Source organism: Streptomyces sp. NPDC006332, from assembly GCF_040612855.1.
Lineage (GTDB): Bacteria > Actinomycetota > Actinomycetes > Streptomycetales > Streptomycetaceae > Streptomyces.
In genome coordinates this window covers 201,469-226,559 of the sequence record NZ_JBEXRA010000007.1, presented here as the reverse complement: position 1 = coordinate 226,559, position 25,091 = coordinate 201,469, and the positions used below count along the sequence as shown (strand labels likewise).

Genomic DNA, 25,091 nt, shown 5'->3' with positions numbered 1-25,091 from the left:
CCCCCAGGCCATGCACTCGACAAGGGGAGGTAGTCATGCCAACTCCGAAGGCCGGTAACCCCGTTGCGGGGCTACGAAGACGGTAATGGGGGGGGGAGGGTGGGGGGCTTCTGGGCCGGTCCGGCAGGTCGGCAGCGCGGGTGGTGCACGTGGCGCGGCCCGTCCTCTCTTCGGGGAGAGGGCGGGCCGCGGTGTGTCGCTGTCGCGGGGTGGCTCAGAGCCGCTCGGGTGTCCTGATGCCCAGCAGGGCCATGCCCTGGTGCAGGGTGCGGGCCGTGAGGGCGCACAGGAACAGGCGGTTCTCTACGTGGGCCGGGGTGTCGGCCTTGAGGACCGGGCACTTGTCGTAGAAGGACGTGTACAGCGACGCCAGCTGGAACAGGTACGCGGCCAGTTTGTGCGGTGCGTACTCCGCGGCCGCCTCGAAGGCCGTGTCACCGAACGCGTCCAGGTGCAGACCCAACGCCCGCTCGGCCGGGGCGAGTTCGAGCTCAGGATGACCGACCGGCTGCGTCTCGCCCGACTTGCGCAGGATCGACTGGATCCGGGCGTACGCGTACTGCAGGTACACGCTCGTGTCGCCGTTCAGCGACACCATCTGGTCGAGGTCGAACTTGTAGTCCCGGTTCGGCGACGTCGACAGGTCCGCGTACTTCACGGCACCGATGCCGACCTGCGCGGCCCGCTCCTGGATCTCGTCCTCCGTGAGGTCCTGCGCCTTCTCCCGCACTACCTCGGCGGCCCGCTGCACCGCCTCGTCCAGCAGGTCCTCGAGCCGTACGGTCTCGCCCTCACGCGTCTTGAACGGCTTGCCGTCCGCGCCGAGCACCGTGCCGTAGCCCATGTTGTGCGCATGGACGTCGTCGCTCAGCCAGCCGGCCCGCCGGGCCGTCTCGAAGACCATCTTGAAGTGCAGGGACTGGCGCACGTCCACCACGTACAGCAGCGATGTCGCGTGCAGATCGAAGACCCGGTTGCGGATCGCGGAGAGGTCGGAGGCCGCGTAGCCGAAGCCGCCGTCCGCCTTCTGCACGATCAGCGGCACCGGCTGGTCGTCCTTGCCGCGGATCTCGTCGAAGAAGACGACGAGGGCGCCCTCGGAGCGCACGGCGACGCCGGACTCCTCCAGCAGCCGCGCCGTCTGAGCCATCATGTCGTTGTACGCGGACTCGCCGACGATCTCCTCGTCGCGGATCTCCATGTCGAGCTTCTCGAAGACGGAGTAGAAGTAGACCTTCGACTCGTCCACGAACCGCTGCCACAGGTCCAGCGTCTCCTTGTCACCCGACTGCAGGGCGACGACCCTCTTGCGCGCCCGCTCCTTGAACTCCTCGTCGGAGTCGAAGACCGCGCGTGACGCCTTGTACACCCGGTTCAGGTTGCTCATCGCCTGGTCGCCGTCGACGTCGGCCGCCGGGGCCAGCTCGCCGGGGTTCTCGATCAGGTGCTGGATGAGCATGCCGAACTGGGTGCCCCAGTCGCCGATGTGGTGCCGGCCGATCGTCTTCTCGCCGGTGAAGTCGAGCATGCCGCGCAGGGCGTCGCCGATGACCGCCGACCGCAGGTGGCCGACGTGCATCTCCTTCGCCACGTTCGGCTGGGCGTAGTCGATGACCGTGGTGCCCGCGTTCTCGGCGAAGGGCACGCCCAGACGGTCGGGGTCCGCATACCGGGCGGCCAGGTTCTCGGTGATCGCCCTGTCCGAGAGCGTGATGTTCAGGAAACCGGGGCCGGAGACCTCGATGTCCTTGATCAGGTCACCGGTGACCACCTCGGAGACGACCTGTGTCGCCAGCTCCCGCGGGTTCGCCTTCGCCTTCTTGGCGAGGGCCAGGATCCCGTTGGCCTGGTAGTCGGCCCGGTCGCTTCGGCGCAGCAGCGGGTCGGCGGCACCGGCCTCCGGCAGGGCTGCCGAGAGAGCCGTCGCGAGATGCTGCTGGACGGAATCGCTGAGGGACGTGACCGGGGCCATAGGAGTGGGTGCCGTTCTCCTCGGGGGAATAGGTGGGCCTGCCCAGTATCCCACGGGGCGTAAAGCGGTTTTCCTGGGCGCGAGGCGGTCTGGGAGAATGGAGCGTCGGCCGTGCGAACGTACCGGCTGCCCGTGTGAACCCTTCAGAAAAAGAGGACGTGCCGATCGTGGCTCAGAGCACCGAGACCACCGACTGGGTCTCCCGTTTCGCGGATGAGGTCATCGAGGAGTCGGAGCGTCGGGCCTCGGGCAAAGCGACATCACCCGCTGCCGCCGAGGTGATCGTCGTCGCCTCCGGGCTGTCCCCGTCCGGACCCATCCACCTGGGGAACCTGCGCGAGGTCATGACCCCGCATCTCGTCGCCGACGAGATCCGGCGGCGCGGCCACCAGGTGCGCCACCTGATCTCGTGGGACGACTACGACCGGTACCGCAAGGTGCCCGCCGGAGTCGAGGGCGTCGACGAGTCCTGGGCCGAGCACATCGGCAAGCCGCTGACCTCCGTCCCGGCGCCCGCGGGCTCCGCCCACCCGAACTGGGCCGAGCACTTCAAGGCCGCGATGGTCGAGTCGCTCGCCGAACTGGGCGTCGAGTTCGACGGGATCAGCCAGACCGCGCAGTACACCTCCGGGGTCTACCGCGACCAGATCCTGCACGCGATGCGGCACCGGGGCGACATCGACGCGATCCTCGACCAGTACCGCACCAAGAAGGCCCCCGCCAAGAAGCAGCAGCAGAAGCCGGTCGACGAGGCCGAGCTGGAGGCCGCCGAGGGCTCCGGCGCGGCCGGTGAGGACGACGGCAGCTCAGGCACCGCCGGGTACTTCCCGTACAAGCCGTACTGCGGCAACTGCGAGAAGGACCTCACCACCGTCACCGCGTACGACGACGACACCACCGAGCTGACGTACACCTGCGCCGCCTGCGGCTTCTCCGAGACGGTCCGGCTGAACGAGTTCAACCGCGGCAAGCTGGTCTGGAAGGTCGACTGGCCGATGCGGTGGGCCTACGAGGGCGTGGTCTTCGAGCCGAGCGGTGTCGATCACTCCTCGCCCGGCTCGTCCTTCCAGGTCGGCGGGCAGATCGTCGGGATCTTCGGCGGCAAGCAGCCGATCGGGCCGATGTACGCCTTCGTGGGGATCTCCGGGATGGCCAAGATGTCGTCCTCCCGCGGCGGCGTACCCACCCCCGCCGACGCGCTGAAGATCATGGAACCGCAGATCCTGCGCTGGTTGTACGCCCGCCGCCGGCCCAACCAGTCCTTCAAGATCGCCTTCGACCAGGAGATCCAGCGTCTCTACGACGAGTGGGACAAGCTGGGCGCGAAGGTCGCGGACGGTTCCGCCCTCCCGGCGGACATCGCCGCGCACACCCGCGCCGTACGGACCGCCACCGGCGAGCTGCCGCACACCCCGCGGCCGATGCCGTACCGGACCCTCGCGTCCGTCGCCGACATCACCGCCGGTCACCAGGACCAGGCCCTGCGCATCCTCAGCGAACTCGACCCCGCGAACCCGCTCGCCTCGCTCGACGAGGTCCGGCCGCGCCTCGACAAGGCCGAGACGTGGACCAACACGCAGGTGCCCGCCGACCAGCGGACCATCGTGCGCGACGAGCCCGACCACGACCTGCTGAAGTCCCTCGACGAGGCGTCCCAGCAGTCGCTGCGGCTCCTGCTCGACGGGCTGGCCGAGCACTGGTCCCTCGACGGGCTCAGCCACCTCGTCTACGGCGTGCCCAAGGTGCAGGCCGGGTTCCCGGCCGACGCCACCCCGAAGGAACTCCCGCCGGAGATCAAGACCGCCCAGCGGTCGTTCTTCGCGCTGCTGTACCACCTGCTGGTCGGCCGGGACACGGGGCCGCGACTGCCCACGCTGCTGCTGGCGGTGGGTCAGGAGCGGGTGCGGGTCCTGCTCGGGCAGTAGCAGGCCGCTGCGTTACGACGATGGGGGCGCCCGGCGAACACCGGGCGCCCCCATCGTCGTCCGCACGCGGTGTCGCTCAGGCGATGTGGTCGTCCTCCAGCTCCGCGGTGTGGCGGTTCTGGAAGCGCAGGACCATGCGCTTGGCGTCGGCGTCCGGGACGGGCGTCCCGTAGGTCGCCTCGACGTTGTCGCCGAACTGGCGCGGGGTCGGATAGCTGCCGTTTATCGACTGCTTGAAGACCTGGTAGAACGATTCCTCATCCGGCTCGACCACCGGAGTGCCGCCGCCTTCGCCGAGCTCGCGGGTGCGGTTCGGGCCCACCGGGATCGGGAACGTGCCGGTCTCCTCCGGGGAGGGCTCCTGCGTCGGGGGCTCCTCCTCGAACTGCTCGCGGTACGCGTCGGCCTGCTGCTGCTCCTCGAACCACCGGTCGTACTGCTCCGACGGGTCATAGGTCGGGTCGTAAGTCGGGTCGTAGCCGCCCTGGTACTGGACCTCGTGCGGGGACTGGAACCAGGGGCTCTCATCCGGCTGGGGGCCGGGCTGCGGCTGGGCCTCTTGCGCGTACGGGGGCTCGGGCGCGGGCTGCTCGTCGGGCCGCCGGCCCGCCTGGGGAGCGCCGCCGAGCTCCAACCGCTGTTCGCCGGACGGCGGCGTCCCGCGTCGCGGATCGGAAGGCTCCGCGGCGGCTCGTCGGCCCCCGGTCGGTCCGGTCCCTTCGGCTGCCGCGGTCGGCCCGGCCACCGCGGGGACCTCGGACCGCGCCTGCCGGGGGGCCGGCGGAAGAAGGACCGGCTCGATTCCGGCCGCCGCCAGGCCCGCCGGGGCCGTCTCCGCCAGCGGCACGCCGTAGCGCGCCAACGTCAGCGGCATCAGGCTCTCCACCGGCGCCTTCCTGCGCCACGCACGGCCGAAGCGGGAACGGAGGCGGGCCCGGTAGACCAGACGCTCCTGCTCCAGCTTGATGACCTGCTCGTACGAACGCAGCTCCCACAGCTTCATCCGGCGCCACAACAGGAACGTGGGGCCCGGGGAGAGCAGCCAGCGGGTGAGGCGAACGCCCTCCATGTGCTTGTCGGCGGTGATGTCGGCTATCCGGCCGATCGCGTGCCGGGCCGCCTCGACGGAGACCACGAACAGGATCGGGATCACCGCGTGCATACCGACACCCAGCGGATCCGGCCAGGCCGCCGCGCCGTTGAAGGCGATCGTCGCCGCCGTCAGCAGCCAGGCGGTCTGCCGCAGCAGCGGGAAGGGGATACGGATCCAGGTCAGCAGCAGATCGAGGGCCAGCAGCACGCAGATGCCCGCGTCGATGCCGATCGGGAACACGTAGGAGAAGTTTCCGAAGCCCTTCTGGAGGGCCAACTCGCGGACGGCCGCGTACGAACCGGCGAAGCCGATGCCGGCGATGATCACGGCGCCGGACACGACCACACCGATGAGAATGCGGTGCATCCGGGTCAGCTGGACTGGCGCGGCCACCCGTAATCCCCTCCCATTGCGTGTTGTTGCGCGCAACAGAGTGGCACATGTGTGCGTCGGACGCGTCTTCGGTACGTCAGGAGCCCGGTCCTCGTGGAGGGCCGGGCTCCGTCAGACGGACGCTGTGAGCTGGGCGTTGGCGTCCAGGTGTGACAGTCAGCTCTTCTTCGTCGCTGACTCTGAAGGGGAGGCGCTCTTCGAGGGCGACTTCGACGAGGACTTCGACGGGGCCGCGCTCTTCGAGGCCGACGGCGAGCTGTCCGCCGAGCTGTCGCCGCCGTCGTCCGCCTTGCCCTTGCCGTTCGCCTCCGCCACCGCGGCCACCGTCTCCTTGGCCGCCTTCTCGGCGAGCTTCGTCAGGGTGGCGGCGCTCGGCGTCTTCTCACCGGCGAGGCCCGCGCCGTTGTAGTCGACGGTGATGACGACGTTCTCGGCGCGCGTGACGACCGTCTGCTGCTTGAAGGAGCCTTCCTTCTTCTTCAGGTCGTACGTCACCGTCGTCGCCTCGTCGCCCGCCCCGGCGAGCTGCTTCGACTTGGCGTTCTTCGCGCCCTCGGCCGACTGGGCGTCCTGGACCTGCTTCGCGTAGTACGCCTGCGCCTGCTTGTCGCCGCTGCCGCGGGAGGTGTCCGACTCGAAGCGCAGCATCGAGATGTTCAGCCAGCGGAACTGGGAGCCCTTGACGCCGTTGTTGTCGAGGCTGTTCCAGGAACAGCCGGCCCGTGTCGCCGTGTCGCCGGAGGAGCCCTCCTTGCCGGACTTCGTCCCCTTCGGTACGAGGTCCTCCAGGGTCTTCTTCGACACCACCGCACACGGCTTCGGGAGCGAGCTGTACACCGCCGCCTGCACCGTCGGTGACGGGCTCGCGGACGCCGACGCCTCCGGGCTGCTGCCGGAACTTCCGCTCTGGCTGCCCGCGTTGTCGGAGCCGGAGTCCGAGGAGCAGCCGGCCACGACCAGCACCGCGGGGACCACTGCCGCGCAGACAAGGGCGCGGCCGCGGCTCTTCGCCCGCCGCTCGCGCAGGTCTCGCTCGTCACTTCCCCACTGCCTGAACGGCGTGGGAGGGGCCCCCAGGTCTCGATGTGCTGGTCGCTGCATGGTTCCTTCACTCATGACGCTTGTGGTTCCTGCCGTCGGATCGGGTCCGCGGGGCCACCGTACGCGGTGAGGAACCGGTGTGGCCTTGGTTCGGTCGCTTTGTGCGTGCGGGTGAGAGGTCTGTGAAGGGGGGTCAGTCGGACAGTGAGTCGGCCAGCTGTCCGGCCAGTTTCCGGGCGTTGTCCTGCATTTCCTCACTGTCCGGGGTCACCCCGAGAGTCGCCGACTGCTCCTCGTACTCGATCGTCACGATGACATTCGACGTGCGGAACGCCACAGTCACGGTGCGCTGCTGGGCCGTCGAACCACCACTGCTCAACGCGTCGTCCACGTACCCCTCGTCGCCGAGATCGTCGAGGAGGCGGGGCTGGAGATCGGTCGGAGGGACGGAGGACGAGGACGTGGGGGACGGCGACGTGGGGGACGACGACGCGGACGCGGACGGGGAGACGGCGGCGGGGGAAGCGGGACCGGCGGCGGAGGAACCGGAGGAAGGGGGCGGGGGCGCCGAGGCGGAGCCGGACGGGGCGGTGGTGGGGGCGCCGGTGCCCGTACCGCTCGGGTCGCCGCTGCCCGCGTCCGAGGCGGAACTGGAGCCGGTCGGCACCGGCAGGTCGGCCGCGTCCGCCATCTTCGCGAACAACTCCTGCGCCTCGGTGTCGTCGCTCACGGTGTTGTCGTACGACACCACCCGCTCGAAGTCGACGAGCAGATGGTCGGTGGCGTCCCGCTGGGCCACCTTCCAACGGCAGCCCACCTTGCGGTCGGTGTCGTAGGTGAGGGTCGGCTCGCCCGCGTACGCCTTCTCCCGCTGGTCCTCGTCGGTGATCTGCCGGATGCCCGGCAGGAGCGAGTCGAGGGTGCTCCGGCCCGCCGCGCCGCAGGGTTCGGGGAGTGTGCGGTACCGGCCGGGCTCGGCGGCGGGTGAGGCGGTGCCCGCGGTGCCGGGGTTCGCGTTGTCCGTGGTGCCGCCGTCGTCCGAGCTGCCGGTGCAGCCGGCCAGCAGGGCCGCGAGGAGTGCGGCGACGCCTGTTACGTACGCCTTCCGCTGCACGGTCAGGCTCCTCTCGACGGGTCTGTGGGCTGGTGCGCGCACTCGGAACTCAGCGTCCCCGCTGGTTAATCGCTTGCCGCACGGGGGCGCCCCCTGGAGACAATGTCTATCGCACGCATGGCCGTGGCCGCCGGTCCGATGTCCCTTTCGTTGATCCTGGCGCCGGTTTTGCGATTCAAGGCTTCTGTTGTTTTCCGGGGGAATGAGGACGAAATGTCGTACGTGGAAATGCCGGGCGCGAAGGTCCCGATACGTATGTGGACCGACCCGTCGACGGTCGAGGAGGGCGCCCTCCAGCAACTGCGCAACGTGGCGACCCTGCCGTGGATCAAGGGCCTGGCGGTCATGCCGGACGTCCACTACGGCAAGGGCGCGACGGTCGGGTCCGTCATCGCGATGCGGGGGGCCGTGTGTCCCGCGGCGGTGGGAGTGGACATCGGGTGCGGGATGTCGGCGGTGAAGACCTCGCTGACGGCCAACGATCTGCCGGGTGATCTGTCCCGGCTGCGGTCGAAGGTCGAGCAGGCGATTCCGGTGGGGCGGGGGATGCATGACACCGCCGTCGAGCCCGGGCGGTTCCATGGGCTGGCGACCGCGGGGTGGGACGACTTCTGGGGGCGGTTCGAGGGGGTGGCGGATGCGGTGAAGTTCCGGCGGGAGCGGGCTGCTTTGCAGATGGGGACGCTCGGAACCGGGAATCACTATATCGAGCTACTGTTTGATTCTTCTGATTCTGTGTGGCTCACGTTGCACTCTGGATCTCGGAACATCGGCAAGGAGCTGGCCGAGCATCACATCGGCGTGGCGCAGAAGCTCTCGCACAACCAGGGTCTCGTAGACCGTGACCTCGCCGTGTTCGTCGCGGACACCCCGCAGATGGCGGCGTACCGTAACGACCTGTTCTGGGCGCAGGAGTATGCGAAGCACAACCGCTCGATCATGATGGCGCTCCTCAAGGACGTGATCCGCAAGGAGTTCAAGAAGGCAAAGCCGACGTTCGAACCGGAGATCTCGTGCCACCACAACTATGTGGCGGAGGAGCGTTACGCGGGCATGGATCTGTTGGTCACCCGCAAGGGGGCGATCAGGGCAGGCTCCGGCGAGTACGGGATCATTCCTGGCTCGATGGGCACCAGTTCGTACATCGTGAAGGGTCTCGGCAACGAGAAGGCCTTCAACTCGGCTTCGCACGGTGCCGGACGGCGCATGAGTCGGAATGCGGCCAAGCGTCGTTTCACGACCAAGGATCTCGAGGAGCAGACGCGGGGTGTGGAATGCCGCAAGGATTCGGGGGTCGTGGACGAGATTCCGGCCGCGTACAAGCCCATCGAGCAGGTGATGGATCAGCAGCGCGATCTCGTTGAGGTCGTGGCGAAGCTCAAGCAGTTCATCTGCGTCAAGGGCTGACGCCCGCGGCCCCGGTGGATGACCGGGGCCGCGGCGGTCGACTATCGCTTAGCTGGGATGGCAGCCTGGCCGGTTCGTAGGCGCCATAGGCGGATGTAGCAGCTCTTCTCGGTTCGGCCCAGTTCCTTGGCGGCGGCGGCATCGTCGTTCAGTGTCAGGAGTACACGGTCCTCCCAAGCCGTCCAGCGGCGGCGCTCGGGAGCGATCCTCATGCCTGCCGGCCGGACCCAGGTGCTCAGCGAGTCTGCCGCGGTCTTCTTGCGCTCCAGGGCCAGGCAGCCCTTGTAGTAGAGGTGGGCTGCCAGCTTCTGGGCGTTCTCCTTGGTGTACAGGATGTTGAAGATGTCGTCGCGCGCGTTGCGCTTGAGGGTGCGCTCTGCTCCAGTGATTTTCCCTGCGTAGAAGCACAGGTACGCCGCGATGGACGTGCTGGCTGTGGTCAGGGAAATGAACGGCAGGCCCTGGCTTGTGTAGCCCACTGACCCATCGGCGTCGATGACACAGCGGAGGTAATCGCAGGCCGCGAACTCGGCGCGCGGGGGTGCGATGTCCTTCGACTTGCGGCCGTAAGGCAGGCGGAGTTCGTTGAGCCTGGTTCGCGCTTCGAGAGAGCACGTCCTCCAGATGGCCGAGTGAGCAGTTTCGGCGAAGTTTGTGGATCGGGTGCGCTCGGTGATGCTGCTGTTGTACGGCGTCAGCCGCTGGAATTCCCGCAGGAGATCGATGTCCTTGGCGTTGATCTCCACAGTCAGTCGCCCTCGTTGCCTCGACTGTTGGGAGAGATGCCCGTCCGCCTGCAAGAAGCCGAACATGTACGCGTACTCGGGGACCGCCAGGTTCATGAACTGGTGGGCGATAGGCTCGCATTCAGCCATGAGGAAGTTAGCCCTTCCTTGCTGGTCAGGCCCTCGCCCGGGACCGGCATCCCGGGGCGAGGGCCGTCGATTTGAGGTTGTGGCGCGAGCCTAGATCGCCAGTTCAGCCTCCGTGCGGGTGATCGATGACGTTCACCCCTGTGAGTTACTGCGGACGCTTCTCCATGTCGGCGCGGTGGACGTGGCTTGGGCGAATGCGGGGGTCCTCCCCGATCGGGTAGCCGCCCACGTCGCGGAGGTTGTGCAGCCGGGAGCGCGGTATGTGGCTGTCCACGGGGTGGGACCCCGACGCGGCGGCATCACTCCGGGGCGTGCGCCCTGAGGCGGCATTGCTCCCGTTCGGCGTCCGGCATCACAGGTCCCGGTGGACCTTCGTGTTGGAGGCCTGGGCGCGGGGGCGGAGGACCAGGAGGTCGACGTTGACGTGGCTGGGGCGGGGTCACCGCCCAGGTGATGGTGTCGGCCACGTCGTCCGCCGTGAGGGGCTCGGCGACGCCCTCGTAGACCTTCTGCGCCTTGTCCTGGTCGCCGCCGAAGCGGGTGAGGGCGAACTCGTCCGTCTTGACCATGCCGGGGGCGATCTCGATGACGCGGACCGGGCGGCCGACGATCTCCAGGCGCAGGGTCTCGGCGAGGACGTGGGCGCCGTGCTTGGCGGCTACGTAGCCGCCGCCGCCCTCGTACGTGCCGTGGCCGGCCGTGGAGGAGACGACGACGATGGTGCCGTCGCCGCTCGCGTCCAGCTTGGGGAGCAGGGCCTGGGTGAGGTTGAGGGTGCCGATGACGTTGGTCTCGTACATCGTGCGCCAGTCGGCCGGGTCGCCGGTGGCCACCGGGTCGGCGCCGAGGGCTCCGCCGGCGTTGTTGACCAGCACGCCGATCGTCCGGAACGCGGAGGCGAACTCGTCCACCGCCGCGCGGTCCGTGACGTCCAGGGGGTACGCGGTCGCCTGGTGGCCCGCCGCGGTGATCTCCTCCGCCAGCGCCTCGATACGGTCCTTGCGGCGGGCGGTGAGGACGACGCGGTAGCCCGCCGCTGCCAGCTGTCGGGCCGTGGCGGCGCCGATTCCGCTGCTCGCACCGGTGACGACGGCGATGCGGGAGGCGGCGGACGGGGCAGCGGTGGCCATGAGGTGCTCCTCGGGACTCGTCGGGCGGGCGGGGCGGAAACCCGTTCGGTCAGGATAGGCGGGTGGGGCGGAGGGGCGGCCTGGGGTCTCGGTCCGCGGCCGGGCTCCGGGAGGGCGCCGGTGGGACAATGAGGGTGATCCCCTGATTTCTGCTGATTTCTGCGGAGGTGGATCATGGGACAGGCACGTGAGGTCATGGACCGGCTCACGGACGCGGTCACCACGCATCCGGACCTGAAGGTCGTCGCCGAGCTGTACGCCGAGGACGCGGTCGCCGTCACCCCCGACGAGGGGGAGATCCACGGGCGTGACCACATCGTCGAGTACTGGCGGCAGATGACGCAGGCGGTCCCCGAGGCCACGTTCGAGACCGTGCACGCGTACGAGGTCGGTGACACGGCCATCGACGAGGGCTTCTTCAGCGGACGGAACACCGGGCCCATCCAACTGCCCACCGGTGAGGCCCTCCCGGCTACCCAGAAGGAGGTCAGGATCCGCGGGGTGGACATCGCGACCGTGCGGGACGGCCGGATCACGGACTACCGGCTCTACTTCGACGAGATGCAGTTCCTGGATCAGTTGGGCCTGCTGCCCGACGCGACGCCGTGAACCGGGGGCCGCTCGTGGGCAGGCCGGCTCCCCTGAGCCCCGGGGCGGCCGGCGGGTTCAGCTCAGCGCGCCCAGGGTCAGGGCGCCGATCACCGGGGCGGCGTACACCAGCGGGAAAGGGATGTGCGCGTACCAGCGTGCCCGTACGACGGTGACGACCGCCCCGGCGAAGTAGAGGATCAGGCCGACGCCGGCCAGCACGCCGACGATCGGCACGAACAGGCCGACCAGGAGGCCCACCGCCCCGGCGACCTTGGCGGCGCCGAGCCGGGGCCACCAGGCGCGCGGCACGCGGTAGTCGGTCAGGGCCTGGATGATCCACTGGGTGCGGGTGAGGACGACGACCCCGGAGTAGCCGGCCATGGCGGCGGCGAGCAGGGTGACGACGACGTGGGCGACGGACATGGAACGCTCCTCGGTGATCGGGCGGGGCGAGCCAGGGTGACCTGATCGAAACGGTGTCGTCAGGCGCCCTGATCGGGTTCGTGTTCACCGGGTTGACGCGGCGCGCGCCAGGAGTGTGACGGGTCGGCCGGACTTTTCTCGCCGGGGAATACGCCTGCCCGGGTGACCGTTGGACAGCTATAGTTGAACGGTCAACAACTTGGAGGTTGAGCGACCATGCAGTTCGGGATCTTCAGCGTCGGCGATGTCACGCCGGACCCGACCACGGGCCGTACGCCGACCGAGCGCGAGCGCATCAAGGCCATGGTCGCCATCGCGCTGAAGGCCGAGGAGGTCGGGCTCGACGTCTTCGCGACCGGCGAGCACCACAACCCGCCGTTCGTGCCGTCGTCCCCGACGACCATGCTCGGGTACGTGGCCGCGCGGACCGAGAAGCTGGTCCTGTCCACTTCCACCACCCTCATCACCACCAACGACCCGGTGAAGATCGCCGAGGACTTCGCGATGCTCCAGCACCTGGCGGACGGCCGGGTGGACCTGATGATGGGGCGCGGCAACACCGGCCCGGTGTACCCGTGGTTCGGGCAGGACATCCGGCAGGGCATCAACCTCGCCGTCGAGAACTACGCCCTGCTGCGCCGGCTGTGGCGCGAGGACGTCGTGGACTGGGAGGGGAAGTTCCGTACCCCGCTGCAGGGGTTCACGTCCACGCCCCGCCCGCTGGACGGCGTACCGCCGTTCGTCTGGCACGGCTCGATCCGCTCGCCGGAGATCGCCGAGCAGGCCGCGTACTACGGCGACGGCTTCTTCCACAACAACATCTTCTGGCCGGCCGACCACACCAAGCGGATGGTGGAGCTCTACCGCAGCCGGTACGCCCACTACGGGCACGGCACGCCCGAGCAGGCGATCGTCGGCCTCGGCGGCCAGGTGTTCATGCGGAAGAACTCCCAGGACGCGGTGCGCGAGTTCCGGCCCTACTTCGACGTCGCCCCCGTCTACGGGCACGGGCCGTCGCTGGAGGAGTTCACCGAGCAGACCCCGCTGACCGTGGGCTCCCCGGAGCAGGTCATCGAGAAGACCCTGGCGTTTCGCGAGTACGCCGGTGACTACCAGCGCCAGCTGTTCCTGCTGGACCACGCCGGGCTGCCGCTGAAGACAGTGCTGGAGCAGCTGGACATGCTCGGCGAGGAGGTGGTGCCGGTGCTGCGGAAGGAGTTCGCCGTCGGGCGTCCGGCCGACGTGCCCGAGGCACCCACCCACCAGTCGCTGCTCGCCGCCGCCACGAAGGGGGTGACCGCCGAATGAAGCTCGTCGTCGTCTCGGCCGGGCTGAGTGTCCCGTCGTCCACCCGGCTGCTGGCGGACCGGCTGGCGGCCGCGGTGGGCCGCCGGGTACCGGTCGACGGGCGGGCCCCGGTCGACGGGCGGGGTGTCGAGTCGCAGGTCGTCGAGACGCAGGTCGTCGAGTTGCGCGACCTCGCGGTGGAGATCGCGCACAACTTCACCAACGGGTTCCCGGGCCCGCGGCTCGCCGCCGCGATCGACGCCGTGACCGGGGCGGACGGGCTGATCGTCGTGACTCCGGTGTTCTCGGCGTCGTACAGCGGACTGTTCAAGTCGTTCTTCGACGTGCTGAGCGTGAGCGACCAGGACGCGCTGGCCGGGAAGCCGGTGCTGATCGCGGCGACCGGCGGCAGCGCACGGCACTCCCTCGTACTGGACCACGCGTTGCGGCCGCTCTTCGCCTACCTGCGGGCCGTCGTGCTCCCGACCGGTGTGTACGCGGCCTCGGAGGACTGGGGCGCCGAGGGGCTGGACGCGCGGATCGAGCGGGCGGCGGGGGAGCTGGCGGGGCTGATGACGGGGCTGTCGACGGCCCCGCAGGTCGCGCAGGACACACAGGTCGCGCAGGTCGCGCAGGCCGCCCAGGCCCAGCCGGTCGGGTTCGTCCCGTTCGAGGAGCGGCTCGCCGCGCTGCGGGCGTGACCGTCCGGGCGTGACCGCGGGGGCCTGACTCTGTGGTCCGGGCCGTGTGACGGTGAGATCCCAGTAAGAAGGGTGACCGTAAGAACCCTCACACGGCCCGGTCGCCGGAGGTCGGGGCACACTGAGGACGTGTCCCGAACCGTGCTGCTCGCCGAAGACGACCGCGCCATCCGTCATGCCCTGGAGCGGGCCCTGACCCTGGAGGGCTATCGGGTGATCGCGGTCGCCGACGGCGTCGAGGCGCTGGCGCAGGCGCACCGGACCCCGCCGGACGTGCTCCTCCTCGACGTGATGATGCCCGGCATCGACGGCCTCCAGGTCTGCCGGGTGCTGCGCGCCGAGGGCGACCGCACGCCGATCCTGATGCTGACGGCTCTCGTGGAGACCCAGGACCGGATCGCCGGCCTCGACGCGGGCGCCGACGACTACGTGGTCAAGCCCTTCGACGTCGAGGAGGTCTTCGCCCGGCTGCGTGCCCTGTTGCGCCGCACCAGCCCGGTCGGCGCCCTGACCGGCGTACCGAAGCCGCCGCCCGCCCCCGAGGGGCAGCTCGAGGCGGCCGGGCTGCGCATGGACGTGCAGGCCCGCCGCGCCTGGCGCCGGACGCGCGAGCTGGAGCTGACCCGCACCGAGTTCGAGCTCCTGGAGCTGCTGGTGCGCAACGCGGGCATCGTCCTCGACCACTCCACGATCTACGACCGGATCTGGGGTTACGACTTCGGTCCCGGCTCCAAGAACCTCGCCGTGTACGTCGGCTACCTGCGCCGCAAGCTCGACGAACCGGGCGCGCCCCAGCTGATCCACACGGTCCGCGGGGTGGGTTACGTGCTGCGGGAGGACTGAGTGGGCCGCCTCGGGCGACTGCTGTCCTCGCGGCGGCCCCGGCTGCTGTCCCTGCGCACCACCTTCGCGCTGTCCTTCGCCACGGTGACCGCCGCCGTCACCGTCCTGGTCGGGGTGCTGTCGTACAGCGCGGCCGCGCGGCTGGTCCGGGTGGACCAGGAGTCCGTGTTCGACGAGGTCGTGCAGGATCTGCGGGCCGAGGTGCGGCAGCACCGGATGACGCCGGAGGACTTCTCCTCCTCGGAGCCCGGTCACGACCTGGTACGCCCGGCCCGGACCGACGTCCAGGTACTGGGGCCGGACGGCGCGGTCATCGACCCGGGGCGCCCGGGCCTGCCCGTGACCGGCGGCGACCGGGAGATCGCGACCGTCGTCCTGGCCGGTCGGGCGGTCGAGCACAAGGACGTCCACGTCGGCAGCGACGTCTACCGCATCGCGACCGTGTCCCTCGGCGGCGGCCGGGGCGCGGTGCAGGTCGCGCAGGAGTTCAGCGACACCGAGGACCTGCTGCGGGCGCTCCAGCAGCGGACCCTGATCCTGATGGCCGCGGTGGTGGTCGGGGCGGGCCTGTTCGGCTGGTGGCTGGCCCGGCGCATCACCCGCCGCCTGGTGATCCTCACCTCGGCGGCCGAGGACGTGGCCCGCACCCGTCGGCTCGGCATCCAGGTGCCCGTCACCGGCTACGACGAGGTCGGCCGCCTCGGTCGCGCCTTCGACCGCATGCTCGGCCGCCTCGCCCAGTCCGAGGAGGACCAGCGGCGTCTCGTGCAGGACGCCGGTCACGAACTGCGTACGCCGCTGACGTCCCTTCGTACGAACATCTCGCTGCTCCGCAGGATCGACGAGCTGCCCCCCGGCACCCGCGAGGAGCTGGTCGCGGACCTCGGTCAGGAGGCGCGTGAGCTCACCGACCTGGTCAACGAGCTGGTGGAGCTCGCGGCCGGGCAGTCCGACACCGAGCCGCCGCGGCGGGTCGACCTCGCCGACATCGCGGAGGACGTCGCCGGGCTCGCCCGCCGCCGCACCGGCCGTCAGATCCTGCTCCGGGCGAGCGGCGACACCACGACCGACGGACGGCCCGGCATGCTGACCCGCGCTCTGTCCAACCTCGTCGACAACGCGGCGAAGTTCGACCGTGACGGTACCGCGCCCATCGAGATCAACATCGCTGGTCCGGCCCGCCCGGGGACCGTCCGGGTCGAGGTCCTCGACCGCGGGCCGGGCATCGCCGACGCCGACCTCGTCCGCGTCTTCGACCGCTTCTACCGGGCCGCCGACGCCCGCTCCCTGCCCGGCTCCGGCCTGGGCCTGTCCATCGTGCGGGAGGTGGCGCTCGCGCACGGGGGAACGCCGTTCGCGATCCGGCGGGACGGGGGCGGGGCGGTGATCGGGTTCACGGTGGGGGGTGGGCTGAGCGGGGAGGGGTGACGCGTCCGTCGGGCGCGGGTTCTCGGTCTTGCGGGGCTCGTTGCTGCGTGACGCCACCAGTACTTGACCCCGCCGCCCTCACCTGATGAAGCCGGTACGGCCCGAGCTAGGGGGTTTCGTCCCGGGCTACCGTCGGCTAATGTTGTGCACTTTCTTGACGGAGGTGACTCAAGCGCCTAACTTCGCGGTGTCCTTCCTCCGCTCAAGGGAGAGCGCGATGCCCTCGTCCCCCATCGCATCACCGCCCGTGCCCCCGTCCCCGGAACGCGCCCGCCAGCTCCGCCGGGTCGCCCTGTCCGGACTGCTCGGCACCGCCGTCGAGTTCTACGACTTCCTGGTCTACGGAACCGTCGCCGCCCTCGTCTTCGGCGAACTGTTCTTCCCGGGTGCCGACCCGGCCGTCGGCACGATCGCCGCCTTCGGCACCTTCGCCGCCGGTTATGTCGCCCGCCCGCTCGGCGGCATCCTCTTCGGTCACTTCGGCGACCGGCTCGGCCGCAAGTCGATGCTGCTGCTCACCATGGGCCTGATGGGCGGCGCGAGTTTCCTCGTCGGCCTGCTGCCCACGTACGACACCATCGGTGTCTGGGCGCCGGTCCTGCTGATCGCGCTGCGCGTGGTGCAGGGCGTCGCCATCGGCGGTGAGTGGGGTGGCGCCACCCTGATGGTCGTCGAGCACGCGGGTGAGCGGCGGCGTGGACTGTGGTCCAGCTTCACGCAGTTGGGAGCCCCGCTCGGCTCCCTGCTGTCGACCGCCGTCGTCACGTTCGTCGTCGCCCTCCCCAAGGACGAGTTCGCGGCCTGGGGATGGCGCGTGCCGTTCCTGCTGAGCGTGGTGCTGCTCGGCGTCGGCCTCTTCGTCCGGCTCAAGGTCGTCGAGAGCCCGCTGTTCGCCGAGGTGAAGAAGGACCGTGCCGAGTCACGGCTGCCGATCGTCGACGTACTGCGTCGCCCCCGCCCCCTGGTGCTGGCCTGCTGCGTCGGCATCGGCGCCTTCACCGCCCAGTCGCTGCTGACCAGTTACCTCATCGCGTACGCCACCGGCATCGGCTACGCCCGCCCGCAGGTGCTCACCGCGCTCACGGTCTCCGCCTGCGTCGCCCTGGTCGTGCTGCCCTGCGCGTCCGCGCTCTCCGACCGGATCGGCCGCCGCCCGGTCGTCCTCGCCGGAGCCGTCGCCTCGGCGGCGCTCGCCTTCCCCGTCCTCGCGCTGGTCGACTCGAAGTCGCCCGGCCTGCTGATCCTCGCCGTCGTCCTCGGTCACGGCATCGCCCAGTCCACGATGTACGGCCCGCTGGGCGCCCTGCTCACCGAGATGTTCGGCACCAAGGTCCGCTACACCGGCGCCTCCCTCGGCTACCAGGGCGCCACCCTCATCGGCGCCGGCTTCTCCCCGATGATCGCCGGCAGCCTGGTGGCCGGGAACGGCGGCTCCAGCACCCCGGTGGCGCTGCTGCTGTGCGGGGGCGCCGTCGTCACCGCGCTGACCGTCGGGTTCCTGCGGGAGACCAGCGGGACGTCGCTCACCGAGACCGACGGACACTCCACCACCCCCCACCGGGACTCCCACAAGGGCTCCCGCCCGGACTCCACCACGGAGGAGATCTCCGCATGACGACCCGCACCCCCACTGCTCGTCGTACCGCCTGCGCCGCCGCCCTCCTGCTCGCCGTCACCGCCCTGCCCACCGCGGCCGCGGCGGCCCCCGCCACCACCACGAGCCACGTCGAGGGCCAACTACCCTCCGGCGCGACGTACATGATGGACGTCCCCGCCGACTGGAACGGCACCGTCCTGCTCTTCAGCCACGGATACAACGAGGCAGGCCGGCCCAACCCGGCGCAGGACGCCCCGGACGAGGCCACGAAGGCCCTGTTGCTCAAGGAGGGCTACGCAGTCGTCGGCTCCTCGTACGCCACCGCGGGCTGGGCGGTGACCGACGCGGTACCCGACCAGCTCGCCGCCCTCTCCACCTTCACCGACCGCTTCGGCACCGCCCACCGCACCCTCGCCTGGGGCAGGTCGTACGGCGGGCTCGTCACCACCGCCCTCGCCGAGCGCCACCCGGACCGGATCGACGGCTCCCTCTCCATGTGCGGCCTGGTCCACGGAGGCGTGGCCAACTGGAACAACACCCTCGACCCCGTCTTCGCCCTCAAGACGCTCCTCGCACCCGGCTCCGACACCCCCCTTACCGGGCTGCCGGATCAGGCGGCCGCCACCGACGCGGCGAACGCCCTGACCACCGTGGTCGACTCGGCACAGTCGACGCCCGCCGGACGGGCCCGCATCGCCCTGGCCGCGGCCCTGCACAACATCCCGGTCTGGAACCAGCCGACGCAGACCCGCCCCGCCGCGACCGACTGGGACGGGCAGCAGGCCAACCAGTACGAGGCCGTCAAGGGTCTGCTGAAGATCGCCGCCTTCAACCGGCGGCAGGAGGCCGAGGTGCGTGCCGGCGGCAACATGTCCTGGAACACCGGCGTCGACTACGCGGCGATGCTCGGCCGCTCCTCCGTCTCCAAGGAGGTCACCGAGCTGTACAAGAAGGCCGGCCTCTCCCTGCGCGCCGACCTCGCCACCCTCAACCGGGCCCCGCGCATCAGCGCCGACCCGGCCGCCGTCGCCTGGATGAGCCGGACCAGTTCCTTCACCGGCCGGCTGGCCAAACCGCAGTTCGACATCCACACCACCGGCGACGCCCTGGTGCCCGTCCAGACCGAGAGCGCCCTGCGCCGCGCCGTCACCGCCGCCGGTTCGGCACCACTGCTTCGACAGGCGTACGTCGGGAACGCCGGGCACTGTACCTTCAGCGCCGCCGAGCAGCTCGCCGCCCTGCACACCCTGGAGGACCGCGTCGCCACCGGCAGCTGGCACGACACCGACCCCGACTCCCTCAACACCAGGGCCGCCGCGGCCGACCCGACCTCGCCCGCCCGTTACGTCGCCTACCGTCCCGCCCCGTACCCGCGGCCGTACGACCTTGCCCATCCGGCCGACCGCCGCTGACGCGGCACGACCGCCCGCCGCACCGCCGGCGGGCGGTCGTACCCTTGCCAGCGTGGAGGACGACGACATCCTGGACACCTCGGGCAGCGACATCGCGGGTGGCGACATCTTGGGCGGCGAGGGCGGCGACATCTCAGGCAGCGACCCTTCGGGCAGCCCGCAGCTACGCCCGCAGTCGCTGATGCTGGCCTTCTTCGGCAACCACGTCCTCGACGCGGGCGACCTGGGGGTCTACTCGGGCAGCATCATCGAGGTGCTCGGCCGCGTCGGCGTCGGCGAACAGGCCGTACGGTCCACCCTGACCCGCATGGTCAACCGGGGCCTGCTGCGGCGTCAGCGCGAGGGCCGCAGGATGTACTTCGGCCTGACCCCGCAGGCGACCCGCGTCCTGGAGGACGGCCGGATCCGTATCTGGCAGAAGGGCGCCGTCAACGACGACTGGGACGGAGCCTGGACGCTCCTGGGCTTCTCGTTCCCCGAGTCCTGGCAGCGTCAGCGCCACGATCTGCGCTCGCAGCTCGCCTGGTCCGGATTCGGCGCGCTGTACAGCGGGCTGTGGGTCGCTCCCGGGAGGGTCGACGTCGCCGGCGTCGTCGCGGACCTCGGGCTCGCCGCCCACGTCAAGATCTTCCATGCCCAGGCCGACGAGGCCACCGACATCGGGCTGATGATCCGGGACACCTGGGACCTGGAGAACATCGCCGCCCGCTACGTCTCCTTCGACAAGCGCTGGACGGCCCATCTGGACGCCGGATCCGGAGGCGACCCGATCGGCACCCGGCTGCGGCTGGTCAGCGAATGGCTCTGGACCATCCGCACGGACCCCCGGCTCCCGGCCCGCCACCTGCCCGCCGAATGGCCGGCCCGCCCCGCCCAGGAGACCTTCCGCCGCATCGCCGAACAGACCGAGGCGCCCGCGGAACGGATGGCCGGCGAACTGCTGGACACGGCACCGCTGCGGTAGCCGAGGGGGCGAGGGGGGCCGGCGGCGTGGGTCCTCAGTGGTAGCCGTGGACGACGGCGTGGCCCTTGCCGCGGCCGATCATCCACTTGTTCACCGGGGTCGTGATCAGGAAGGCGACCGCGAACCCGCCCAGGAGTGCCGACCAGAACAGCCCGTCCGACAGCTGGGCATCCATCGCGCCCGGGACGAGGGCGATGATGGCGTTGTCCACCAGCTCCATCACGGCGATGGAAACGGTGTCGGCGGCCAGAGCCACCTTGATCGCGGACTTGAGGTCCAGACCGGCCCCGCGTACCGCGAACAGGGTGAAGGAGTACCCGAACAGGAACGCCAGGGCGATCGCGGCGACCATGGTGGGCACGTTGCCCCAGCCGAGGGCGGTACCGATGGCCATACCGAGGATCTCGCCGATCGCGCACCCGGTCAGGCAGTGCAGCGTCGCCTTCACCGCCATTGCCCAGGAGGCACCCGCGTGCCCCGCGTGGGAGGCGTGACCGGCGTGACCGCCGTGGGAGTCCTGCTCGTACTGGTCGTGCGGGGTGTCGGTGTGGTGATCGCCGTGGTTCATGAATCAGCTCCGTTCCCGTCGGGTTGCCTGATCTCGTCACCCGGGTCCCGGTGATGTGGGGGAGTGCGGGTCAGGCCCTGCCGGTCAGCTCGTAGCCGGCCTCGTCGACGACCTCGGCGATCACCGCGTCGTCCGGCTCGGCGGCGCTCGTGACGGTGACCCGGCCGGTGTCGAGGTCGACATCGACACCGGTCACGCCGTCCAGCGCACCGATGACCTTGGTGAGCGTTGCCTTGCAGTGGCCGCAGGTCATACCGGAGACGGCGTACGTCGTGGTGGCGCTTTCCGTGGCCGTCGCGGTCGCGGTAGCTGTGGCCTGGTCCGCGGTGCCGGTCGAGCAGGTGCCGTCCGTGGAGCAGCAAGACGAAGACATGGGTTCCTCCTGGTCGGTTCGGTCACAGCCGCATGGGCACGGGTACGGGGTAGGGGTACCCGTGCACGACACTTGAAACTGTATACCCCAGGAGGGTATCCGCGACACCCAATAAAAGACCCAAATCTCACACCCCCTGGGGGTATCTGAAGTGCGCGCGTCTCCCTTCCTTCCGATCCGCGCCGATCGCGCGAGCCGTTACCGCAGCCTGTCGGCCCGCGGACCGTACTGACCGAGGAACATGTCGACGCCGCCGGCGATCAGGCGGTCGGTGAGGTCGTCGTCGATGGTCGTGCCGTAGGTGCTGAACACCAGGTGCGGGAAGAGCAGGAGTGAGTACAGCTGGAGGGTGGCGACCTCGGTGTCGGGGATGTCGAGGCGGCCCTCGTCCGCAAGTCGCCGCAGCGTGTCGGCCACGGCGGGGTGATGTCCTTCCGGTCCCGCCTGGTGCCAGGCGGCGCCGAGTTCCGGGAAGCGGTGCAGTTCACGGCTGACGACATTGCGCAGGGCGAGGATGTCGGGGTTGGAGCGGGTGCCGTGAACCCAGGCGCGCGCCGTGTCGGTGAGGGCCTCACGCAGATCGTCGGCCTCGGCCAGACGGTCCATGGCGCTGACCAGGGCGCCCTCCAGGGGAGCGTCGAGCGAGTCCTTGATGACCCCGATGAACAGCGCTTCCTTGCTGCCGAAGTGGTTGTAGACCGTCACCTTCGACACGCCTGCCGCTGCCGCGATCGCGTCCACGCTCGCCTCGAACCCCTCGCGCAGGAACAGCTCGCGGGCCGCCGTCACGATCGCTCGCCGTTTCGCCTCGGCGCGCGGTCCGGTGGGCGGCTGCTTTGCGGCCCGTGCGGCGTGTGCGCCTGCGGCGGGAGCGGCGGACGTGGCCTGCGTGGCCGGCCGTGCGGCATTCGCTGAGCTCATGGCGTCAGTCTACCCAGCACCTGAACTGAACGGTTGAGTTCATGTGAACTGCCCCGTACAGTTCAGTTCAGGTCGCAGAGAGCCGCCTGCCCTGGCACGGTCCTGCCCCGGCCGCATCCGTCACGGGCTGTTTCGAGGGAGCCGTCATGAGTCACGCCCATCCCACCCTCCACACGGAGCGCAATCCCGCACCGCCCGTACCCCGCCGCGGGCTGATGCTGGCGCTGCTCTGCGTGGCCCAGTTCATGCTCATCCTGGACGTCACCGTCGTGAACGTCGCCCTGCCCGACATGGCCGCCGACCTCCACCTCGGCCGCGAGGCCCTCACCTGGGTCGTCGCCGCGTACACCCTGTGCTTCGGCGGGCTGATGCTGCTCGGCGGCCGTCTCGCCGACGTGTTCGGCGCCCATCGCACCGCACTCGCCGGACTCGCGGTGTTCACGGCCGCCTCGCTCGTCACCGGACTCGCCACCGGCGCCCCGATGCTGATGACCGGACGCGCTCTGCAGGGCGTCGGCGCCGCACTGCTCTCCCCGGCCGCCCTGTCGATCGTCACCACCACCTTCCACGGCCCCGAGCGCAACAAGGCCCTCGGCGTGTGGGCGGCCCTCGGCGGCACCGGATCAGCCGCCGGTGTCCTGCTCGGCGGAGCCCTGACCGACGGGCCCGGCTGGCAGTGGGTGTTCTTCGTCAACGTCCCCGTCGGCGTCGTCACGCTGGCAGCCCTGCCCACGCTGCTGCCGCGCCGCGCCCCGCAGCCGGCCCGGCTCGACCTGCCCGGCGCCGTGCTGGTCACCGCGGGCACGGCCGCGCTCATCTACGGTCTGGTGCGGGCGGGGGACGCGGGCTGGTCCGCCCCGACGGCCGTCCTGCCGCTGCTCGCCGCCCTCGTCCTGTACGCCGCATTCGGTGCCGTGGAGCGGGCGAGCCGGGCCCCGCTCATGGACGTACGGATGTTCACGCGGCGCCCCGTGCTGGCGGGAGCGTTCTTGATGCTCGTGGCCACCGCGCTGCTCATCGGGTTCTTCTTCCTCGGCTCGGTGTACCTCCAGCACCTGCGCGGCTACAGCCCGCTGGAGACCGGCCTCGTCTTCCTGCCGGTCGCCGTGTCCACCGGTGTCGGCGCCCACCTGGGATCGCGGCTGGTCGGCCGGATCGGCAGCCGTACCACCGCGGTGGCCGGGCTCGCGGTCGCGGCGGCCGGAACGGTGCCCCTGGCCATGCTCCCGGCGGACGGCGGCGTGTACGTGAGGCTGCTGCCCGGCCTGGTCATCGCCACGCTCGGCATCGGCGCCGTCTTCGTCACCGCCACCACCACCGCGCTCGCCCTAGTCGCCCCCGGGGAGGCGGGGCTCGCCTCCGGGGTGGTCAACACGTTCCACGAGGTGGGCGGTTCGATCGGTGTCGCCGTGCTGTCCACCGTTGCCGCGTCCGGAATCGAACACGGAACGGCGGGCGGCTTCACCGACGCCTTCACCCTCACGGCCGTCATCGCCGCGGCCGGCGCGTTGATCGCCCTCGTCCTCGTACCGCACACCAAGCCGCAGGCAATCGGCGGCCCGCACGTGCACTGAAGGCGCGGACGCGATCGGAGGCAGAGAGGAGGGACCGGCGCGGACACCGGCCCCTCCCCGTGCACTCCCTCTGACCGTCAGTTCTTGCCGAGGATCTTGTTCATCTCGGTGATCTCGGCGGTCTGCGCGGTGACGATGTCGCCGGCCATGGACGTGGCGGCACCGTACTTGCCCTTGCTCTGCTCGGTGTTGGCCATCTCGACGGCGCCCTTGTGGTGGTCGATCATCATGGTCAGGAACATGGTGTCGAAGTCCGCGCCGGACGCCTTCTCCAGCTTGCCCATGTCAGCGGGATCCATCATCCCGGCCATCCCGGATCCGTCCGAGTGGTCCATGCCGGGCATCGACTCCATGCTGTCGCCGGACGCCGGGACGTCCTCGCCCCAGGACGTCAGCCAGCCGCTCATGGTCTTGATCTCCGGGTCCTGCGCCTTCTCGATGCGCGCGGCGAGGTCCTTCACCTTGGGGGAGGAGGCCCGGCCGGCGGCGAGCTTCGCCATCTCCAGGGCCTGCTGGTGGTGGGGGATCATGCCCTGCGCGAAGGACACGTCCTGGGCGTTGTGCGCGCCGGCCGCGGCATCGGCCCCGGCGCTCGCGGACGACGACGCGGACTTGTCGCTGCCCGCGCTACCGGTGCTCTCGCTGTCACTGCCGCTGTCGCCGCCGCAGGCGGTGAGGACGAGGGCGGCGGTGACGGTGGCGGCCGTGAGGACGGCGCGGCGGGTCAGGGTACGGGTGTTGCGCATGCGGAAACTCCTGTGGTGCTGTACGAAATTGGATGTGGACATGCCGAGGCGCACCGTGTCGCCGTACCGGTGACGTGGTGCCTCGTGGTGTCTAGATCCGCAGCAGTTGGAGTTCCGCCAGAGACGGTGGAGCCCGTGCGCTGTCCGGGGCTTCAGCCGCGTACGCGCAGACGGCGTCGCCCCGTTCGGGGACGGCCACCGGGTCGGGAAGGAGGGCGGGCAGCGACGGTGTACCGCGTACCGCGGCCGCCGCGCAGGTCGGGTCGGCGTGCTGGAGGTGTCCTCCGCCGCAGTCCCCGGCACACTCGCCGTGAGCGCTGACCGAGACGGACGTCATGCGCTGCATGTCGGCGGCCCGTTCATGGCCGCCCATGCCGCCGGGAGCCATGGCGTGCATGGCCAGTAGCCCCGCCAGCAGCCCGAGCACGAGCAGCGCACGCCACGGCCGCACGGGCGGTGGCGCGAGGTGCTGCTCGGGACTCTTCATCGGGATCATCCTAGGCGGAGCCTGTGACACAGGCTCATCGGAGCTGTCCGTGTGGGTACGGGCGCGACGGCGCTCGCGTTCACCGCGATCGCGCTGATCCCGCGCACACGACGAGGGCGGGACCCGAAAGCCCCGCCCACACACCATGAACCGCCCGGCTCACGGCCAGACAAGGCAGTACGGCTGATGCCCCGCCTCATGTAGTTCTCACGGGTCAACGCCGTTT

Annotated in this window: 22 protein-coding genes and 1 pseudogene; 11 read left to right on the top strand and 12 right to left on the bottom strand. The window is 70.4% G+C overall.

Annotated features, from left to right (window positions below):
• Positions 1–214: 214 nt before the first annotated feature.
• Positions 215–1,972: an arginine--tRNA ligase gene (gene argS / locus ABZ027_RS09695; RefSeq protein WP_356766130.1), complete on the bottom strand. Its 1,758-nt coding sequence runs from the start codon at positions 1,970–1,972 to the stop codon at positions 215–217.
• A 158-nt stretch (positions 1,973–2,130) separates the two neighbouring features.
• Here argS and lysS point away from each other — a divergent pair, with 158 nt between their 5' ends.
• The gene (gene lysS, locus ABZ027_RS09690; RefSeq protein WP_356766128.1) at positions 2,131–3,897 is read left to right on the top strand and encodes a lysine--tRNA ligase; all 1,767 of its coding nucleotides are present in this window, start codon (positions 2,131–2,133) and stop codon (positions 3,895–3,897) included.
• A 76-nt stretch (positions 3,898–3,973) separates the two neighbouring features.
• On the opposite strand, the gene ABZ027_RS09685 is transcribed toward lysS, so the two are convergent.
• The 3 genes from ABZ027_RS09685 to ABZ027_RS09675 all read right to left on the bottom strand — a co-directional run bounded on the left by ABZ027_RS09685 (position 3,974) and on the right by ABZ027_RS09675 (position 7,538).
• The gene (locus tag ABZ027_RS09685) at positions 3,974–5,383 is read right to left on the bottom strand and encodes a DUF2637 domain-containing protein (RefSeq protein WP_356766126.1); all 1,410 of its coding nucleotides are present in this window, start codon (positions 5,381–5,383) and stop codon (positions 3,974–3,976) included.
• 156 nt (positions 5,384–5,539) lie between these two features.
• Positions 5,540–6,499 carry a DUF3558 family protein gene (locus ABZ027_RS09680; RefSeq protein WP_356766124.1) on the bottom strand — a complete coding sequence of 320 codons (960 nt, stop codon included), beginning with the start codon at positions 6,497–6,499 and terminating at the stop codon, positions 5,540–5,542.
• 118 nt (positions 6,500–6,617) lie between these two features.
• Positions 6,618–7,538: a DUF3558 domain-containing protein gene (locus tag ABZ027_RS09675; RefSeq protein ID WP_356766122.1), complete on the bottom strand. Its 921-nt coding sequence runs from the start codon at positions 7,536–7,538 to the stop codon at positions 6,618–6,620.
• Positions 7,539–7,751: 213 nt separating this feature from the next.
• Here ABZ027_RS09675 and ABZ027_RS09670 point away from each other — a divergent pair, with 213 nt between their 5' ends.
• A complete protein-coding gene (locus ABZ027_RS09670; protein WP_356766164.1) occupies positions 7,752–8,945 on the top strand; it encodes an RtcB family protein in 1,194 nt (397 codons plus the stop codon).
• Between the two features lie 41 nt (positions 8,946–8,986).
• Here ABZ027_RS09670 and ABZ027_RS09665 read toward each other — a convergent pair whose 3' ends face one another.
• Both ABZ027_RS09665 and ABZ027_RS09660 read right to left on the bottom strand, forming a co-directional pair.
• Positions 8,987–9,820 carry a hypothetical protein gene (locus ABZ027_RS09665; protein WP_356766120.1) on the bottom strand — a complete coding sequence of 278 codons (834 nt, stop codon included), beginning with the start codon at positions 9,818–9,820 and terminating at the stop codon, positions 8,987–8,989.
• A 352-nt stretch (positions 9,821–10,172) separates the two neighbouring features.
• Positions 10,173–10,950: pseudogene (locus ABZ027_RS09660) on the bottom strand (SDR family NAD(P)-dependent oxidoreductase).
• Between the two features lie 174 nt (positions 10,951–11,124).
• Here ABZ027_RS09660 and ABZ027_RS09655 point away from each other — a divergent pair.
• Positions 11,125–11,559 carry a nuclear transport factor 2 family protein gene (locus tag ABZ027_RS09655; RefSeq protein ID WP_356766118.1) on the top strand — a complete coding sequence of 145 codons (435 nt, stop codon included), beginning with the start codon at positions 11,125–11,127 and terminating at the stop codon, positions 11,557–11,559.
• Between the two features lie 57 nt (positions 11,560–11,616).
• On the opposite strand, the gene ABZ027_RS09650 is transcribed toward ABZ027_RS09655, so the two are convergent.
• Positions 11,617–11,964, bottom strand: coding sequence for a DoxX family protein (locus ABZ027_RS09650; protein WP_356766116.1), 348 nt, complete (start codon positions 11,962–11,964; stop codon positions 11,617–11,619).
• Positions 11,965–12,180: 216 nt separating this feature from the next.
• On the opposite strand from ABZ027_RS09650, the gene ABZ027_RS09645 reads away from it, so the two are divergent.
• The 7 genes from ABZ027_RS09645 (at position 12,181) to ABZ027_RS09615 (ending at position 20,196) form a co-directional block, all read left to right on the top strand.
• Entirely contained in the window at positions 12,181–13,272 is a 1,092-nt protein-coding gene (locus ABZ027_RS09645; protein ID WP_356766114.1) for an LLM class flavin-dependent oxidoreductase, read from the top strand.
• Positions 13,269–13,952: an FMN reductase gene (locus tag ABZ027_RS09640; protein ID WP_356766112.1), complete on the top strand. Its 684-nt coding sequence runs from the start codon at positions 13,269–13,271 to the stop codon at positions 13,950–13,952. The genes ABZ027_RS09645 and ABZ027_RS09640 overlap by 4 nt, the downstream gene beginning before the upstream one ends.
• Before the next feature lie 141 nt (positions 13,953–14,093).
• A complete protein-coding gene (locus ABZ027_RS09635) occupies positions 14,094–14,795 on the top strand; it encodes a response regulator transcription factor (protein ID WP_356766162.1) in 702 nt (233 codons plus the stop codon).
• Positions 14,796–16,223 (top strand): HAMP domain-containing sensor histidine kinase, encoded by a 1,428-nt coding sequence (locus ABZ027_RS09630; protein WP_356766110.1) that lies wholly within the window; start codon positions 14,796–14,798, stop codon positions 16,221–16,223. It begins immediately after the preceding gene.
• 217 nt (positions 16,224–16,440) lie between these two features.
• Positions 16,441–17,838 (top strand): MFS transporter, encoded by a 1,398-nt coding sequence (locus ABZ027_RS09625; protein WP_356766108.1) that lies wholly within the window; start codon positions 16,441–16,443, stop codon positions 17,836–17,838.
• The gene (locus ABZ027_RS09620; protein ID WP_356766106.1) at positions 17,835–19,232 is read left to right on the top strand and encodes an alpha/beta fold hydrolase; all 1,398 of its coding nucleotides are present in this window, start codon (positions 17,835–17,837) and stop codon (positions 19,230–19,232) included. The genes ABZ027_RS09625 and ABZ027_RS09620 overlap by 4 nt, the downstream gene beginning before the upstream one ends.
• Before the next feature lie 130 nt (positions 19,233–19,362).
• Positions 19,363–20,196 (top strand): PaaX family transcriptional regulator C-terminal domain-containing protein, encoded by an 834-nt coding sequence (locus tag ABZ027_RS09615; RefSeq protein WP_356766160.1) that lies wholly within the window; start codon positions 19,363–19,365, stop codon positions 20,194–20,196.
• A 34-nt stretch (positions 20,197–20,230) separates the two neighbouring features.
• Here the strand turns inward: ABZ027_RS09615 and ABZ027_RS09610 are convergent, their stop codons facing one another.
• The 3 genes from ABZ027_RS09610 to ABZ027_RS09600 all read right to left on the bottom strand — a co-directional run bounded on the left by ABZ027_RS09610 (position 20,231) and on the right by ABZ027_RS09600 (position 22,058).
• Complete coding sequence (locus ABZ027_RS09610; protein WP_356766104.1) at positions 20,231–20,764, bottom strand: DUF4396 domain-containing protein; 534 nt, start codon at positions 20,762–20,764, stop codon at positions 20,231–20,233.
• A gap of 70 nt (positions 20,765–20,834) precedes the next feature.
• Entirely contained in the window at positions 20,835–21,137 is a 303-nt protein-coding gene (locus tag ABZ027_RS09605) for a heavy-metal-associated domain-containing protein (RefSeq protein WP_356766102.1), read from the bottom strand.
• 198 nt (positions 21,138–21,335) lie between these two features.
• A complete protein-coding gene (locus tag ABZ027_RS09600; RefSeq protein WP_356766100.1) occupies positions 21,336–22,058 on the bottom strand; it encodes a TetR/AcrR family transcriptional regulator in 723 nt (240 codons plus the stop codon).
• A gap of 146 nt (positions 22,059–22,204) precedes the next feature.
• On the opposite strand from ABZ027_RS09600, the gene ABZ027_RS09595 reads away from it, so the two are divergent.
• Positions 22,205–23,632 (top strand): MFS transporter, encoded by a 1,428-nt coding sequence (locus tag ABZ027_RS09595; RefSeq protein ID WP_356766098.1) that lies wholly within the window; start codon positions 22,205–22,207, stop codon positions 23,630–23,632.
• Between the two features lie 77 nt (positions 23,633–23,709).
• Here the strand turns inward: ABZ027_RS09595 and ABZ027_RS09590 are convergent, their stop codons facing one another.
• Positions 23,710–24,378 (bottom strand): DUF305 domain-containing protein, encoded by a 669-nt coding sequence (locus ABZ027_RS09590; protein ID WP_356766096.1) that lies wholly within the window; start codon positions 24,376–24,378, stop codon positions 23,710–23,712.
• A gap of 91 nt (positions 24,379–24,469) precedes the next feature.
• Positions 24,470–24,865 carry a DUF6153 family protein gene (locus tag ABZ027_RS09585; RefSeq protein ID WP_356766094.1) on the bottom strand — a complete coding sequence of 132 codons (396 nt, stop codon included), beginning with the start codon at positions 24,863–24,865 and terminating at the stop codon, positions 24,470–24,472.
• Between the last annotated feature and the right edge of the window lie 226 nt (positions 24,866–25,091).